Source organism: Phycisphaeraceae bacterium, from assembly GCA_019636735.1.
Classification (GTDB): Bacteria; Planctomycetota; Phycisphaerae; order Phycisphaerales; family SM1A02; genus VGXK01.
This window is the reverse complement of record JAHBWY010000009.1, coordinates 13,096-30,310: the sequence shown is the minus strand read 5'-3', so window position 1 is coordinate 30,310 and position 17,215 is coordinate 13,096. Positions and strand designations below refer to the sequence as shown.

At 64.9% G+C, this 17,215-nt stretch carries 12 protein-coding genes; all 12 read left to right on the top strand.

Annotation, left to right across the window (positions count from 1 at the left end):
* Position 1: 1 nt before the first annotated feature.
* The 12 genes from KF724_12095 to KF724_12040 all read left to right on the top strand — a co-directional run bounded on the left by KF724_12095 (position 2) and on the right by KF724_12040 (position 17,036).
* Complete coding sequence (locus tag KF724_12095) at positions 2-2,014, top strand: hypothetical protein (protein MBX3356427.1); 2,013 nt, start codon at positions 2-4, stop codon at positions 2,012-2,014.
* Between the two features lie 55 nt (positions 2,015-2,069).
* Positions 2,070-2,876, top strand: a complete 807-nt coding sequence (locus KF724_12090) for a hypothetical protein (protein MBX3356426.1) — start codon at positions 2,070-2,072, stop codon at positions 2,874-2,876.
* Positions 2,873-3,889 (top strand): hypothetical protein, encoded by a 1,017-nt coding sequence (locus tag KF724_12085; GenBank protein ID MBX3356425.1) that lies wholly within the window; start codon positions 2,873-2,875, stop codon positions 3,887-3,889. The genes KF724_12090 and KF724_12085 overlap by 4 nt, the downstream gene beginning before the upstream one ends.
* Positions 3,886-4,446, top strand: a complete 561-nt coding sequence (locus KF724_12080) for a class I SAM-dependent methyltransferase (GenBank protein ID MBX3356424.1) — start codon at positions 3,886-3,888, stop codon at positions 4,444-4,446. The genes KF724_12085 and KF724_12080 overlap by 4 nt, the downstream gene beginning before the upstream one ends.
* Positions 4,439-5,308 (top strand): hypothetical protein, encoded by an 870-nt coding sequence (locus KF724_12075; GenBank protein MBX3356423.1) that lies wholly within the window; start codon positions 4,439-4,441, stop codon positions 5,306-5,308. Before KF724_12080 ends, KF724_12075 begins: the two co-directional genes overlap by 8 nt.
* Positions 5,305-6,342, top strand: a complete 1,038-nt coding sequence (locus KF724_12070; GenBank protein ID MBX3356422.1) for a hypothetical protein — start codon at positions 5,305-5,307, stop codon at positions 6,340-6,342. The genes KF724_12075 and KF724_12070 overlap by 4 nt, the downstream gene beginning before the upstream one ends.
* Positions 6,343-6,459: 117 nt before the next feature.
* On the top strand, positions 6,460-6,717 hold the full coding sequence (locus KF724_12065; protein ID MBX3356421.1) for a helix-turn-helix domain-containing protein: 258 nt from the start codon (positions 6,460-6,462) through the stop codon (positions 6,715-6,717).
* A gap of 30 nt (positions 6,718-6,747) precedes the next feature.
* The gene (locus KF724_12060; protein MBX3356420.1) at positions 6,748-9,477 is read left to right on the top strand and encodes a hypothetical protein; all 2,730 of its coding nucleotides are present in this window, start codon (positions 6,748-6,750) and stop codon (positions 9,475-9,477) included.
* Positions 9,474-10,475 (top strand): hypothetical protein, encoded by a 1,002-nt coding sequence (locus KF724_12055; GenBank protein ID MBX3356419.1) that lies wholly within the window; start codon positions 9,474-9,476, stop codon positions 10,473-10,475. Before KF724_12060 ends, KF724_12055 begins: the two co-directional genes overlap by 4 nt.
* A gap of 2 nt (positions 10,476-10,477) precedes the next feature.
* Positions 10,478-13,750, top strand: a complete 3,273-nt coding sequence (locus KF724_12050) for a hypothetical protein (GenBank protein ID MBX3356418.1) — start codon at positions 10,478-10,480, stop codon at positions 13,748-13,750.
* Positions 13,750-14,271 (top strand): hypothetical protein, encoded by a 522-nt coding sequence (locus tag KF724_12045; GenBank protein MBX3356417.1) that lies wholly within the window; start codon positions 13,750-13,752, stop codon positions 14,269-14,271. The genes KF724_12050 and KF724_12045 overlap by 1 nt, the downstream gene beginning before the upstream one ends.
* Positions 14,271-17,036 (top strand): DEAD/DEAH box helicase family protein, encoded by a 2,766-nt coding sequence (locus KF724_12040; GenBank protein ID MBX3356416.1) that lies wholly within the window; start codon positions 14,271-14,273, stop codon positions 17,034-17,036. Before KF724_12045 ends, KF724_12040 begins: the two co-directional genes overlap by 1 nt.
* Positions 17,037-17,215: the final 179 nt, after the last annotated feature.

The following is a 17,215-nucleotide window of genomic DNA, read 5'->3' as shown; positions in this document are numbered from 1 at the left end:
CATGCCCCCCGGAAGCGGCTCCAACACCCGCGGTATCCGCGCCGGTCGCGCGTTCGTCGAGCTCGGCGTCAATGACAAGCTGACCGCCGGGCTGCGGCGCGCCCAGCAGAGGCTCAAGGCATTCGGTGAAGGCGTCCGCGCCGTGGGCATGCGGCTCACCGCACTCGGCGGTGGCGTGCTCGCGCCGCTGGCTGCGAGCGTGAAGGTCTTCTCGAACACCGGCGACGCACTCGACAAGATGGCCATTCGCACCGGTATCAGCGTCGAGGCGCTCTCGGAGCTTGGGTTCGCCGCGGAGCAGTCCGGCGCGGACCTCGAGACGCTGGAGACGGGCGTCCGCATCCTGCAACGGTCGATCAGCGACGCCGAACGCGGGATGTCCACCGCCACCGACGCGTTCGCCGAGCTGAACCTCACAGCCGCTGCTCTGCGCGGCCTCTCGCCGGAGCAGCAGTTCAAGCTGGTGGCCGACCGATTGAGCCAGGTGGTCGACCCGGCGAAGCGCACGGCGCTGGCGATGCAGCTCCTCGGCCGCTCGGGCACGCGGCTGATTCCGCTGCTCGAGGGCGGAGCGGCGGGCATCGAAGAGCTCCAGAAGCAGGCACGCGAGTTCGGACTCACTGTCTCGACCGAGACGGCAGCCGAGGCTGCGCTCCTCAACGACACGCTCAACATCCTCTGGCGGGTGCTCAAGCAAGGCGTCTTCGTCATCGGATCGGCGCTTGCGCCGGTCGTGACCGAGCTCACCGGCCGCATCGCCAAGGCGATCGTCTCGGTCAACGATTGGATTCGGAACAACAAGGGACTGATCGTCACCGCCGCAAAGGTGGCGGCGGGCGTCGTCGCCGCGGGCGTGGCACTGATCGGCCTCGGACTTCTGATCAGCGGCATCGGCGCGGCGTTTGGCGTGCTGGCCTCCGTCGTGGCGGGTGTCGGCACGGCGCTCGGCTTCGTCGGTGCAGCCGTCGCGGCGCTGCTCTCGCCGATCGGGCTGGTGATCGCGGCCGTCGCCGGACTGGGGACAGCGCTCCTCGTCTGGTCGGGCGCGGGCGGCGACGCTCTCGCGTGGCTGGGTGACCAGTTCGGACGGCTCCGCGACTTCGCCAGCAAGGTCCTCGGCGGGATCACGGATGCACTCGCGGCGGGCGACATCCCGCTCGCCGCGCAGATCCTGTGGCTCGCGCTGCAGCTCGTCTGGCAGAAGGGCGTCGCATCGCTCAGCCGCATCTGGCTTGGCGCGCGGGACTTCTTCGTGACCACCGCCCAGAAGATGTGGTTCGGGGCGATCGCCGCAGCGCAGATGGGCTTCCACGCCCTCGAGGTCGGCTGGATCGAGACGACCGCCTTCCTCTCCAAGACCTGGACCCGCTTCGCAAGCGGCTTCCAGAAGGTGTGGGAGACAGCCACGAGCTTCGTCGCCAAGCGGATGCTCGAGATTCAGGGGCTCTTCGACTCGTCGCTCGACGTCGACGCCGCCAAGAAGCTGGTCGACGACCAGCTCGAAGCGCGGCTCGGCGAGATCGATCGCGGCGCTCAACGTGACATCTCCGAACGCGAGACTCGTCGTCAGCGGGAGCGCGACGCGGCAGCCTCGCTCAACGAGGCGACGCTGTCCGAGATCGGCCGCCAGTTCGAGGAAGCGCAGGCGGCGCTCAAGAGCGGCAACGACGCCCGCATCGCCGAGACGGAGCGTGCCCTTGCCGAAGCGCGACGGAAGCTCGACGAGGCGATCGCCGAGGCCAAGCGCAAGCGCGAGGAAGCGGACACCGGGACGGATGTGCCGCGTCGCTCGCCCGCGGACCTCTTGGCCGACCTCGAGGATCGCCTCGGATCGCTCGGAGAGCGGATCGGCCAAGGGATCGAGGTGCGCGGCACCTTCAGCGGCGCGGCAGTCGCGGGACTGGCGTCGTCGGGCGGCACCGCCGAACGGACCGCGCGGGCCAGCGAGCAGACGGCCCGCAACACCAAGCGGCTGGTGGATGCCGCGCAGTCGGGTGGTCTCGCCTTCGGCTGATCCCCGGAAGCGACCCCCCGGAAGTGACCGCCGAGAAAGCAGGAGCACACGGACCGTGCCGATCGTCGTCGCAGAGAAGTTCGATAGCCGCGTCTCGACCGCCGGGCAGAACGCCTCGGTCGAGCTCAAGTACATCGTCTTCGGCACGAACAGCGATCTGGCGGCCAAGAGCGAGCTGGCGAGCGCCTCGCCCATCGGCTACGACGGCCTGCCTCGCCAGTCGATTCAGATCGAGCCGCTGGCCAACGACATCTGGGAGGGCACCGTCCGCTATGGCGCGAACGAGTCGAGCGAGCCGCCGCAGACGGGCGAGTCGACCTTCGCTTTCGAGACCGGCGGCGGCACGCAGCACATCACGCACTCGCGCGCGACCGTCGGCATCTACGCACCGCCGGGAGTCACCGCACCCAACTTCCAAGGCGCGATCGGCGTCAACGAGAACGCCGTCGAGGGCGTCGACATCACCGTGCCCGTCTACCAGTTCTCCGAGACGCACTACCTCCCGTCCGGTGCGGTGACGCTCGCCTATCGCGGCACCCTCTTCAACCTGACGGGCAAGGTCAACAGCGCAGGGTTCAAGGGACTGGCTGCGGGCGAGTGCCTCTTCCTCGGTGCGTCCGGCTCGAAGCGCGGCAGCGGCGATTGGGAGATCACGTACCGCTTCGCAGGATCACCGAACATGACCGGCCTCGCGGTCGGCCCGATCACCGGCATCAGCAAGGGCGGCTGGCAGTACCTCTGGGTGCGCTACGCGGATGTCGAGGATGACGGCGCGAAGATGCTCGTCAAGCGCCCGATCGGGGTCTACGTCGAGCGGGTCTACGACGCTGGCAACTTCGCCGCACTGGGGATCGGGACATGACCGATGCGCTGAAGAAGGTCCGCTCGGGCGAGCCGCTCCGCATCCCCGCTGCGGCCTACAACGCCTTCGTCGACGCGGCCCATCTGGCTCGTCGCATCGACGCCGATGCGCAGGTCGACCGGCTGCGAACGAACCTTGGCGAGCAGCTCGTGCTGGTCCGCAACGAGTCGGGCGACGACCTGCCGCGCTTCGGCGTGCTCGGGATCAACGGACCGATCGTCTCGCCCGCCTCGGGAGAAGGCAACGCCGACGAGTTCAAGCGGCGGGTCGCCATCATCGGCGCAGCGATCACCGAGACGGACGAGTTCGTCGGCCGCTTCGTCGTCGCCCGCGAGCCCATCGCGGCGGGCCGCATCGGGCTGGCCGTCCTGCGCGGGGTCACTCCCGCGGTGATCTCCGTCGGAAGCGCCGAGCACACCCACGCCGACACCGAGGCGGATGCGCAGTTCCTCAGGAGTGGCTTCACCGGCGCAGCCCGCATCCTGTGGAAAGAGACTTCCGGGGGCGGCACCGGTTCCAAGCTCGCCATCGTCGAGATCGGTCCCGCGAACCGCGATCGCTTCCCGGCCCGGCTCACGAACGCCTTCGACATCGACGGTCGCACCTTCGGCTGGCTCTACGCCTGGGAGGAGGTCCGGCTCGACGCCGATCCGGCAAGCGCCACCTTCGCACAGTACATCGCGCCACCCGAGGGCAGCGATGCCCTGTCGTCGTCTGGTTCATCCAGCAAGCTCGCGTTCAACCGCTACGAGGCGCACCTGTCGGTCATCCACGCGCAGCCGGACGCGGGCATCGACGGCTTCGCCAACGCCGGTGCCTGCCTCGTGCCCGGCGTGCTCAAGAACTGCCCGCCCGCGAAGGCCGCTGTGCCGTACCTCCGACCCGTGCCGAAGGGCGTCGTCGTCGAGATGCGGGCGGAGCGCACTTTGCAGGGCGAGACGCGATTCGTCTTCGACGCGATGACGCCCATCGAGTTCCGGGAGATGACCGTCCCACAGGAGTTCTACGAGTGAGTGCTCCTGCCACCATCGACGATCGCCGCGAGGCCGAGCGGCAGAAGTACCTCGCGCTCGGGCAGCGGACCGGCGGCCGTTACGGCAGCAGCAACCACGGTCGACGTGCGATCGTGTCGGTGCTGCTGCGACAGCCGCGCTTCGTCGTCGACTTCGGCTGCGGCAGCAACGACTTCATCCACGAGCTGCGACGCCGGGGTGCCGACGGGCTCGGGATCGACTTCGCCGACGACCGAGCCGACATCCTCGCGCCGATGCACGCGGTTCCGCTGGCGGCGGGCATCGCCGACGTCGTCACGAGCTTCGATGCGATCGAGCACCTGCTGCCGGAGGATGTCGACCCCGCGCTCGCCGAGATGCGGCGCGTCGCCCGACCCGGCGCGGCCTTCGTGCTCTCGGTGTCGACGCGACCGAGCCGGATCACCGCACACGGCGAGAACCTCCATCCGACGGTGCGGCCGCGGGCGTGGTGGCTCGAGCGGATCGAACGCGTCGGCCAGATCGAGCGCGGCCGTTCCGGGGGCGGTGGCTACATCGAGGGGGTGTTCCATGCGTGACCACGATTCGGACATCGCGGCGCTTCAGGCGGGGCTGCATGTGCGCCGACCAGCGAAGAACGGCCTGCGGCTCTACACCACCGACTTCGACAGCGTCTCGCTCTGCGATTTCTACCGCGGGCGGCATGCGTTCCTCGTGCTCTCGGGTCCGTCGCTGGCGACGCACGACCTGAGCCAGCTCACGCGCCGCGGCATCGTGACGATGGGGGTCAACAACTCGTGGGCGGTCCATCGCCCGAACCTCTGGACCTGCGTCGACTCCGCCGGCCGCTTCATCGACACCGGCTGGAAGGACCCGGGCATCCTGAAGTTCGTGCCGATGTCGGCGTGGAACGAACGGCTGCGCGTTCAGAGGCCGAATGGCGCGATGGCGGCCAGTGCGTTCCGCGTGAAGCAGATGCCCTCGGTCCTGCTCTACCGCCGCAGCGAGCACTTCGACCATCGCCGCTTCCTCGACGAGGACGTCGTCTGCTGGGGCAACCACACGGCGACGAAGGACTCGCTCGGCATCAAAGGCAAGCGCTCGGTGATGCTCGTGGCGCTACGCCTCCTGCACTATCTCGGGTTCCGCACGGTCTACCTCGTCGGCGCGGACTTCAAGATGACCCCCGCGCAGGGCTACGCATTTGATGAGGCGCGGAGCGCCGAAGCGGTTCGCCACAACAACGTGCTCTACGACTCGCTCAACCGCCGCTTTGAGGCGCTGCGCGATCACTTCAAGGAGCACCGCTTCAACGTCCTCAACTGCACGCCAGAGAGTGGGCTTACCGCCTTCCCGCACATCCCGTTCGAGCAGGCGATCGAGAAGGCCGCCGCCGAGTGCGGCAAGTCGATCAACACGAAGGGCTGGTACACGACATGAGCAGCGCCCCCGGCACGAAGTACTTCCTCTACATCCCTGTCTGGGCGACCACGCAGCAGCCCCCCGGCAGTGGGCCAGGCAGCAGCGAGTCCGAGCCGACCGAGAGCACCGAGTCCGCCAGCAGCGTGATGAGCAGTGACGATCCGCCGCCGAGTTCGGAGACTGGCGGATCGAGTGGTGTCGGCTCCAGCGGCGTCGGCTCGAGTGGAGGCGGAACCAGCGGTGGCGGCGGAACCGAGACTGGTGGAACCGGTCCGGGTGGAACGGGACCCGGCGGGACCGGCCCCGGTGGAACTGGCCCTGGCGGAACTGGCCCCGGTGGCACAGGACCGGGCGGGAGCAGCTCGGGTGGTTCGTCCAACTGCCTGCTCTACGGCACGCTCGTCACGATGGGCGACGGTCGCCGTGTGCCCATCGAGATGCTCGCGTCTGGCGATCTCGTTGCGTCGCTCGTTGTCCCCGGCCTCAGGACCGATGTGCCCTTCGGCCGCCAGTATGAATGGATGTCGACCTGGGGACTCGCCGGTGCGAGCCTCAAGAACGCGCGCCTCGCCAGCGTGCAGCTCGGCGAACACGACGGCTTCTTCCTCGTCAACGGCCGTATCAAGGCGACGTTCGAGCACCCGTTCCTGATCCGACGTGAGCACGAGGGCCAGGAGGCATGGGGCTTCTGCGCCGCGGAACTGCTGCGTGTGGGTGACGTGCTCATCACCCATCAGCCCGGCGCGGCGACCGACGGCCTCGCCGAGGAACCGATCGTCACCATCGAGCGGATCGCGGGCCGCGTCCGAACCGTCGCCCTCTGCGTGCCCGGCACCAACACCTTCCTCGCCGACGGGGCGTGGACGCACAACACCTTCGGGCCGTCGATCCTGAGCTCGACCTCCGGCAGCAGCTCGAGCAGCAGCGGCAGCAAGTCGAGCGGGTCGAGCTTCTCCAGCAGCAGCGGCTCGCCGGTGCTCACCCAGTTCACCCAGTCCAGCTTCACCTTCGGGGCCAGCAGCGGGAGCGTCGGCCTGACCAACAAGGGGTGAGCGGGGGAGACTGGCGGGGGCGAGCCCCGCCAGACCGGCCGCCCGCTGACGCCCTCCTGTCACCGGCCGAGATCGCGAGCAGTTGACAGCAACTGCCAGATGGTCTTTCATGCCCGCATGGCCGCGACCCGCCCTCAGCCAGTCCCCCGAAAAGCCAAGCCCGCCCAGGCGGGCCGGGCTGCCGTCCCGACCGACGCGGTCTTCACGATCGACGAGCTGGCGATCTACCTGAAGCTCCCGAAGCGGACGCTCTACAAGCTGGCGCAGGAGGGCACGATCCCCGGCCACAAGGTGGGGAGGCATTGGCGGTTCCACCGCGAAGTGATCGATCGTTGGCTGGGCAACACGCCGCACAAGGAGCAGATGAGGCGCTGAAGTCAGCGGCTCCGATGCAGAGGAGACTCGATGCTGGGACTGACGCTACGAGACGAGTTCAAAGGCCGCCGCCTCAAGGGTACGGCCATCGAGCTTACGAACAAGAACAACACCGGCGCGACCCAAGTGGCCGCTGGAGAGTTCTTGAAGATCACATACCCCAGCACTGATGTGCTCAGGATGCTGGAGGCTGCAGGTCCAGACCAAGGCCGCCCCATCGTCCTAAAGGGTGAGCGAGGTCTCGGTAAGTCTCATCTCATGGCGGTGCTCTTTCACTGCTTGACCGATCATCCATCCGCGAAGAGCTGGCTCGATCACTGGGCGACGACGCTTGAGAATCCGAAGCTCGGCAACCTTCCCCTTCGAGCTGGAATGCACGTCATCAGCGAGAGTCTGCACCAGCAGCACTACAAGTACCTGTGGGATGTCCTTTTCGACAATCACCCCCATGGCGCGTACTGCCGCGGAAAGTGGGAGGCTCAGGGCGACAAGAAGACCGATGTACCCAGTGACACGATCATCCTGGAGATGCTCGAGCACACGCCCACTGCGCTCATACTGGATGAGTTCCAGACGTGGTTCGACGGCCTCACGAACACGAAGCAGTACCCCTGGCGCACATGGGCGTTCAATTTCATTCAGATCCTGACCGAGATCGCGAAGGAGCATCCCGAACGGCTTGTGCTCGTTGCGTCCGTTCGGAACGGCACGACGGATGCGTTCCAGCAGATTCAGCGCGTCAATCCGGTGATCGTCGACTTCAAGGGTCCATCTGCCAAGCAAGACAGGTCGCGCCTGCTCCTCCATCGCCTCTTTGAGAATCGCCTGCAGGTCTCGCGTGCGCAGATCGACGCGCTCATTGGTCCGCACGTTCAGGAGTACATCCGGCTCAAGAGCACCCCGCCCGCCGAGCAGGATCGTGTTCGCGCCGACTTCGTCGAGACATGGCCGTTCGCGACGCACCTGATGCAACTCTTGGAAGATCAGGTGCTGATCGCAACAAGCGCACAGGGCACCCGGGATCTGATCCGTGTGCTTGCCGACCTCTTCAAGCAGTGCGGGAATCAGGCATCCATCATCACGGCGGCTGACTTTCGCCTCGACGACGACACGAGCGGCATCGCCGCCTTGCTGGACTCGGTCGCCAACCAGCACCACGCGAAGCTGCGAGAGAAGGCCCTTCGCAATCTGGAAGCTGTGCGCGACGCGGTCCCGGATGTCGCCAAGCGGCTACCGCGGCTCGAAGCGATCATTGGCGCGCTTTGGCTGCGATCACTCGCGGACATCAACCAGGCCGGCGCGGATCGGGCCACGTTGCACGTCGATGTGACGCGAGACAGGCCCGTGGACGACAACGCGTTCCAAGTTGAGCTGTCGACGATCGTCGAGAACAGTTTCAACATCCACGAGGACGGCAATCGCTACATCTTCAAGGAGGAGGAGAATCCTCAGGCGAAGCTGATCGCCAGCGCTCGGAACGACAAGCTGTTCCAGGATGCGCAGGATCTCGCGCACCTTGCTCGCGAGACACGCTACGTGATTGGCGGCGCAGCTGACACCGCGACGCGCTTCCGCGTCATCGTGCTGCCGCAGTCGTGGTCGCGCGAGCCTTGGGCATCGATCGAGGAAGCGGACCAGCCCGGCCAGTGGGACGATCGCATACCGATTCTGGTTCTCCCCGAGTCGCCGCCGAAGATCGAATCAGCGCTCGGACGCTGGCTTCGAGACTACCTCCAGAAGAACAGGAATGCTGTTCGGTTCCTGCTCTCAATCGAGGGCAGCACGAATATCTTCGTCGACCGCGATCTCATCGTCCTTGCTCGCTGCGTGTTCCTGTCGGAGCAGTGGAAGGCCCAGAACCCCGAGTACGGCCGGTTGCAGTCCAAGTATCAGAAGGAGCTGCGCGAGATCCTGAAGTCGCGATTCGATCGCTTTGCGATCCTCGCGAACTGGAACTTTCAGCAACCGGAGAACTGCCGATTTCACGTGGAATCACATCGTTCGAGCGGCACCGGCATTCCCGAAGCTATCGAGAAGCTCGTCTGCGAGAATCTATTTATCCCTGAGGACTTCGAAGCGCTGGTACTCGCCGCCGCGTCAAACAACGAACCGGTCGGCAAGCTGATCAAGGAGTTGAAGGAGCCGCGGCCCGCCGGGCAGGATTGCATTCCTTGGCTTGGTGAGACGCTCGTGAAGGAGCGAATCATCCGGCTCTGCGCGAAGGGTCTCATCGCCATCAACCTGCGCGGGATGGAGTACTTGCAGGTACACGATGGCGAAGCCGAAGATGCTGCGTGGCGACGAATGCGCGGCAAGCTCGGAAGTGGAAAGCACCTCGATGAAACCTACGTTCTGCTGCCGCAGAACGTCCCGGGCACAAGCGGCGTCGCCGGTCAAGGCAATGCCAGCGGTACGACAGGAGTCGGTGGCGGAGGCGTAGGAGGCAGTGGCACGAGCGGCGGTGCGGGCGGCGCTGGGGGAACTTCGACCGGTGAGGCACCAGTTGGCAACGGGCCGACCGGAATCGGTGGCATCTTCGGTGGAGGGACGTTCGTTCGAGTCCCCGTCAACATCCCGGCGACCTCCTCGCTCAACCTGCTTGGCCGAATCGAGTCGCAGGGCATCAAGGCTGGAACGCAGATTCATGATCTGCGCCTGAAAGTTCACAAGCTCACAGGCGCGCAGCTGCAGGAGTTGATCAAGAAGCTCCCCGACGGCATGACCTACGAGCTCGGCTTGGAGAAGGAGCAGGCCGAATGACGCTCGCGTGTGACCTGCTGCAACGCCTGCAAGGCGCGATGCCCGCTGACGCTTGGTCAGCCATCTTGGCGCACGCCTGGGAGATCTGCTCGGCGCCTTTCGGGAACTCGAAGCCGGAATCTGACGTTGTGCGCCGTGATCGAGAGGTGGCGGACCTTGATCTGTTTCTCGCCACCGCGGGCTGGGACCTGTGGGATCACTACGAGGACGGGGTGCCACACACCAGCGACGCTCTCGCCAATTGGTGGGGCTCGCGGAGCAGCGGGCGTGCGGTGCTCGTCCTTGATGCGCTCTCGCTGCGCGAGGTGCCGTGGATCCTCGCTGGTGCCACAGCCCGCGGGTTCACGGTTCACAGCGCCCGCGCGACCGGCGCCGAACTACCTGCCGACACAACGCCCTTCGCCAGAGCGTTGGGCTTTGCGCAACGATCATCGCTCAGCGCCAACGGTGCGGGAGCCGCGCATCGTCTGCCCGGTGCGCGTACGGAGTGCACCAACATCGCCTGGGAAGACTGCGCTGCGTTCGTCGGTTCAGAGCCCGACTGGGTCTTCTGGCACGAGTGGCCGGACAAAGACGTTCACGACTTCGCAGATGCCGGGGAAGGCCTTCGTCCCCTGATCGCCAAGTCGGCAGAGTATCTCGAAGGCGATGCGTTCTGGGCGCTCGTCGGCCGCCTCGCCGAGGGACGACGCCTCATTGTCACTTCCGACCATGGGTACGCCGCCAGCGAGCTGTTTCCAGACGCGGGCGCTGATCACGCCGACTACCTGAAGCGCACCTACAAGAGCGGGCGGTGCACCAGCTCCACCGATCCGCGTGCCGCATGGGTGCCACCGATCGATCTTCATCTCGACACGCGGCACGGTTCCTATCTCTTCGTCAACGGCCGTCGCAAATGGAAGAGCGCAGGCGGCTATCCCACGCTCACGCACGGCGGGCTGTCGGTCCTCGAGGTCGCGGTTCCCTTCATCGAGCTCAGCAAGAAAGGTGGGGCTTGAGAATGGCGACGACCACGAAGAACTCGCAGCCTTGGAAGGACGAGGGGCTCACCAAGCCCGAATGGGTCGCACGCGAAGTCGCCAAGGCGGTCAACGCAGGCAAGGCGTGGGATCTTGAGACGGTCGACTTCTCCGATCCGCACCGGCCCCTCACCTGCCTGGAGGTGGACTTCCCGATCATCCCGATCAACCAGATCGCCGCCATCGAGGGCAACGCGGGGAAGCCGATCTACCAGATGTCCAAGTGGTGGGCGCGCCGCCGCAGCAGCGTCTTCCGCTCCATGCTGCTCGCCGCCGCAATCAAGGCGCCGGACGATCCCGCTGAGGCGGCGAAGCTCGTGTGGGATGTGTATTACGGCAACCACCAGATGAAGGGCACGTTCAAGCACCTGAAGGTCGCTGACATCTTCATGGGCGGCGGCACGACCGTCGTCGAGGGCTCGCGCCTCGGCATGCAGATGTATGGCAACGACCTGAACCCGGTCGCATGGTTCGTCGTGAAGAACGAACTCGCCCAGGTGGACAAGGCTGAGGTCGAGAGGCTGCTGGCCGACATCGAGGCCGAGGTCAAGCCGCAGATCATGCCGTTCTATGCGTGCGATTGCCCGCGCGGGCACAGGGGCAAGTGGACGCAGATCAGCACCAACACCGTCATGGGCAGCGACTTCGACCCGCTCGCCCTCACGCCCGAGGAGCGCAAGGACTACCGCTACGATGGCCCCGAGGTCATCTATACGTTTTGGGCCAAGCACGGCCCGTGCCAGGTCACCGGCTGCGGACATCGCACCCCGCTCATGTCCAGTCCCGTCATGGCGGTGAAGTCCATCGCCATCAAGGCATGGGAATGCACCTGCAAGCACTGCAGAAAGACGTACGACCTTGAAGAGCGCGAAGCGCGAATGGCGCCCGGGGTTGAACTCGTCGTCGCTGCCACCGAGCGGCCGTACGCCATCGCTCACCTGAACGTCGCGGGCAAACCCGAGTTCGCCGTGTGTCCGCACTGCGACAATGAGGATCGCATCGGCAAGTTACCGAAGCCGAGTAAGAAGACCGTTGAGCTGTCACTGCTCGTTCATCCTGATTGGCTAAAGGGCGAATCATCAACCGACGGGATGGGGAACGCCTACGGCGGAAGCGCCGACGATCCCGTGGAGGCGACGATTCGCTGGAACCAAGCACGAGCTGCCGCATGCAGGCTCGTTGAGGTCCGCGGTACGCTTACCGCCGAGATCACACTGGTTAACGGCGAGACGATTAGCACTGGCGCTGCGGGAGGAACGACCCAGGGGCGCGGAGGATTCACGTGCCAAGCGGCGACCTGTGGGTTCAATCAGGACCTACAGGAGTCTGTAAAGGCAACAGGCGTACCTGCCCCCTTCGCCGCCTACGCGATGCACGGCGTTTGCCCGCGATGCAAGAGTGATGACGTCGCCTATGGGGGACGATTCTTCGCGCCCGCTATGAACAGTGCGCCCTTCGATGCAGCGGTACGCGAGTGGGCAGGCCGTCGACGCAGCGATCTCCAGCCATTCTGGCCGCTTGCACGAATTGAAGCTGGCGCTGAGATCGGGCCGCACGATGTAGAAGGCCATAACCTGCGATTCTGGCATTACCTTTTCAACGAACGGCAACTTGTAGTCAATGCCCTTCTGCTGAAGTCCATCGTGACGTGTGGCAACTATGACGATGCCACGCGTGAGTATGTGCTCGCATCATTTCAGCAATACTTGCGTAACCAGAACATGATGTGTATCTGGGATCGCGGGTATGACAAGTTAGTCCCCTTCTACTCCGATGGCCACTTTCATCCCAAGGCTACGCCAGTCGAGAACTGCGTCTACCCTGATCTCGGCCGGGGGAATTGGCGCACCGCCTCAGCGCTTGCTCTTGAGGTAATCGACTGGACGAAGAGCCCATGGGAGCTGGTAAGCAACGCACGGCTAGCCGAGTCTGATGCCGTGGTGCGCTTCCATACGAGCGGGGGTAGCGAGAAGGTGTCCCCGCTGGACGCGGTGGGGAACGATGCGAAAGTACGTGTGGCCTCTGCTACCGACTTGGCCTATCTCCCAGACGGGGATCTTGATCTCGTGATCACCGATCCGCCGTTCGCGGGCCTGGAGCAGTACGCGGAGCTCTCCGACTTCTTCTATGTTTGGCTTCGGCTGTATCTGAAAGATCGCTACTCAACGTTTCGCGATGACGCGACGCCCAAAGCTCTCGAAGCGGTCTCGAATCGAGCGCGTCACCCGGATGATCCTGATGCGTTCTACCGTCGCATTCTTGCTGATTGTTGGCGCGAGGCCCACCGTGTCTTAAAGCCGGGCGGGTTGCTCGCCTTCACGTTTCACCACAGCGAGGATGCGCCTTGGGTCGACGTACTCGAGAGCCTCTTCGATGCTGGCTTCTACCTTACGGTGGTTTTCCCCATCCGAGGTGACGAAACCAAAGGAGAGGGTGCCGGCGGCTTTGGCTCGAAGAAGGTGGAATATGACATCATTCACGTCTGCCGGAAGAGACAAGGCGAGCCCAACCCGATCTCGTGGGCGAAGCTACGTCGCCAGATTCTGCAGGACGTCCGTGCACTTCAGGAGCTCTTGGAGCATCACCAAGAGGAAGGTCTACCCGAGGCCGACTTGCAGGTGATCCGACGCGGAAAGGCGCTGGAGTACTTCTCTCGCCACTACGGCAAGGTCTTCAAGGGACCTGACACTCCGATGACGGTCCTCGAGGCGCTGCTCGGCATCAACCAGCTCCTCGACGAGGAAGCAGGCGGGATCAAGGAGCCGCCGCCGCACAACGCCGAGCCGTTCACGCGGATGCTGCTGCGGCTCTTCGACGGAGTTGCGGAATTGCCCCGCGATCAGATGCAGAAGTTTCTCCGCGGCACAGGCAGCGCCCCATCCGATTTCGAGAGTCGGGGGTGGGTCACGGAGCGGAAGAGGGTCTTCCACCTCGTCCCGCCGCTTGAACTGGCTCAGCAGTGGGTCGGCAGGCAGCGCCGCGGGATGACCAGCGACTACGACCAAGCCATGTTCTTCATCGGCGCCTGCTTCGAGAGCAGCGGCATCAACGCCAGCGAGACGCTCAGCAACCCGAACTTTCGGCCGCACCCGGCGCTCGGCTCGTTGCTCACGTGGTTCAAGACCCATGGCGCTGACTCACCGACCCGCAATGCCGCGACGATCGCATCTCAGCTCTACAAGGCGTGGGAAGCGCGGAACCAGCCGAAGGCGAAGGAGCTCACACTCTTCGATCACCTTGGGGAGGAGGACTGATGGTGCGCACGCGATTCAATCAAGGGTGGTCGCGTCGTGGCTTCTCGCTCCTGTGGGGTGTCGAAGTGCTGGCAGAGATCGTCGACCCGTTGGATGTGGTATCGATCCGGCAGATGTTCGCGATGGTCGATGCCTGGCCGGACGAACTTCCAGCCGCTGGTGGTGACGCCATCGTGGTGGCCGGTGTCGAAGGATGTCTGGATGTGCTGGATGGTCCGGATGCCGAACGATGGCTTGTCGAAGACCTGCGGCGGGCAATCATGTCCTTCCAGACCCACTACGAAGGCAGCGCAGGACTGATCCTCTGGTTGCCATCCGGGCGCACGCGCATCTCGATGCGAGGTGCGAGCGAGGAGTACCACTACAAGCATCGCGGTTCGGGGGGAAACGGCTTGCACATCGGACGCCTGCTGTGGTCGGGTGCCGAGAACGAGATTGAGCGGATCATGAGCGCGCAGGACTCCCATGCGGACTACGACGGCAAGCATTGGGTCGGCCTCTATCACCCGAGGATCAGTTGATGGCGGAGGTGATGTTCAAGCCGGGCGAACGAGTGGCGCACGCCGACTTCGGCGAGGGCGTTGTTGTCGGCACCGGGTCGGACGGCTATCTCCGCGTCTTCTTCCCTTCTGGTGAGCGGCGTGTGAACGCGGCAGCCATCGCGCCGGCGCGCAGCCGAATCGATCGGGTTCTGGAGAATGTCTCAAGCGGTGACGATCGGTTGCGTCGTGCTTGGCTTCATGTCGAATCGCACGCGTTGCCGCTGATGGAGAACGCTGCAGCCCTGACGGCAGCACGCATCGACCTGCTGCCGCATCAGGTTGTGCTGACGCACCGAATCGCGACGGCTTCGCCGCGACGCTATCTGATCGCCGACGAGGTGGGCCTGGGGAAAACGATCGAGACAGCGCTGATTCTTCGAGAGCTGGCCAGCCGGGGCGAGCTGAACCGAGCGCTGATGATCGTTCCCGCCGGCCTCGTAAACAACTGGCACCGCGAGTTGAATGAGGTCTTCAACCTGAACTTCGAGGTCTTCGGAAGCTCCGGCGATGTGACGGACCGCAAGTCAAATGCGTTCGCCAAGCATGATCGGCTCATCGCGAGCGTGGACACACTGAAGCGCCGAAGCCGCGTGCGCCGCATCCTCGATGCGCCGAAGTGGGACCTTGTGGTCTTCGATGAGGCGCACCATCTGTCTGCGTACAAGAGCGGCGGGAAGATTCGTAAGACAGAGAACTACAAGCTCGCCGAGGCGATGCGAGACCATGCCCGCGACCTGTTGCTGCTTTCAGCGACGCCTCACCAAGGTGACCACTTCCGATTCTGGATGCTGATCCAACTGCTCAATCCAACGCTGTTCGCTGACTCGGATGAGATGGTGGAAGAACGGCACCGTCTCAACAGCGTCGTGTTTCGCCGCACGAAGGCGGATGCGTGCACGCCTGACGGATCACCCCTGTTCGCGCGCCGCTGGGTACACACCGAATCGTTCACCATGTCTGAGGGCGAGCGGGTGTTCTACACAAAGCTCCGCGAGTACCTCCAGGACGGCTTTGACCTCGCCAAGCAGCAGGGCAATCAAGGGCGCGCGCTCGGATTCGTCATGACGATCTTTCAGAAGATCGCCGCGTCGAGCTTCGCAGCCGTGCGGAGCACGTTGCGCCGACGGCAGCTCATGCTGACGATTCACGAGGCGATCCTCAAGGACCAGGCGCTCGACATTGACGGCCACACTCGACTCATCGAGGAGGCGCGACGGCTGATCCACCAGGAGACGGGGCATCCGCACGACGCGGCGGGAAGGGGCGAAGTGGACCGCATTCTCGCGGATCTCAAGCTGCGACTCATTCGCAAGCTTGATGAGGACCAGCTCGCATTGGCGGCCTCGTCGGAGAGTGGTGAAGCGACGACCGCCGAGGGCGAGGAGCTCGCGGCGGTGTGCGTGTCGCTCTCCCTGCCCGAGGAGCGGATGCGAATCGCGGAGCTTCTCGCCTCCTACCCGAACGGGCGTGAGACGAAGGTAGAGAAGTTGCTTCGTGGCCTGGGCGCTCTCTGGGAGCAGAACAGCCGCGAGAAAGTCGTGATCTTCGCGACCTACCTGGCCACCGTCGACCTGCTGTCGCGGGAGATCGACGCGGCCTACCCGGGGCAGGGTGTCGTCGTTCTCCGAGGCGGCGATCACGGTGCGAAGCTCGCCGCAGAGAAGCGGTTTCGGCGGCCCGATGGACCACGCGTGCTGGTGTGCACGGCAGCTGGTCGTGAGGGGATCAATCTCCAGTTCGCGCGCGTGCTCTTCAACTTCGACCTGCCTTGGAACCCGATGGACGTGGAGCAGAGGATCGGGCGAATCCATCGATACGGGCAGATGCACACCGCGCAGGTCTACAACCTCGTGCTATCCGACACCATCGAAGGGAAGATCTTCTTGCTGTTGACGGACAAGTTGCTCGAGATCGCCAAAGCGCTCGGCAAAATCGATGAGCACGGCAACGTGACGGAAGACCTGAAGGCGCAGATTCTCGGCCAGCTCTCCGACCGTCTGAGCTATGACACGTTGTACCGCGATGCGCTGTCCGACCCCGAGCTGAAGCGAACAAGACAGGAGCTGGAGGCGGCAGTCTCGAACGCCAACGAGGCGAGGAAGGTCGTGTTTGAACTGTTTCAGGATCTCGACCGGTTCAGCCTCGATGACTACCAGCCTCTTGCCGACATCGACGCGGGGAAGGCTCGCATCATGGCTTTCCTCCGGTCATCGATCGAGGCGGATGGTGGCGCATTGGTGCCGCTAAACGATGGCTGCTTCCGCATCGAGTCGTCCGATGGCGACGATGCGACCACGTTCACGCTGGACCGCGACAAGGCACAGGCGGACGAACGACTCCAGTTGATGGGCCTGGACCACCCGCTCATGTCGAGACTACTCCGAAGGTGGCACGCACAGCCGGCCGAACAGCTCGGCGTGGCGACGGCCGGTTCCTCAGGCGCGCCGCACGGCGTGCTGACCGTGTGGTCGGTGGAGTCGTTCGGCAACGCCGCGTCCTCGACGACCCACGTCATCCCCATCGCCGTCGACTCCGTCGGGCAACGAGTTCCTGCGTTAGAGAAGCGCTACCCCGACGCGTTCACCGGCGGCCGAGCCGATTCGAGGCTGAACGCACAGGATCGCAGGCGGCTGTTCGAAGAGGCCATCGAGCCCGCGCTCCAGAGGGAGCTCGGCCACCGGGGCCTCGCTGGGCCGTCGGGCGGCCACTCCGCTGATCTGATTGCGTGGGTAGAGGTCGGGTAACAGGAAGAGGCAGCCCATGACCGTCCCAACAGCCGGAACGGATCGAGAAACCGCCGTCAACCCGCCCCACCCATCCGAGAGGGCCTTCCGGACCCCGCCAAGGCCCTTCCGGCCTTGCCCAACGTTCCGAAGAGGGTTACTCTCGGGGAGCTTCAAGGGCCGCGTCCAAAAGACGCGGC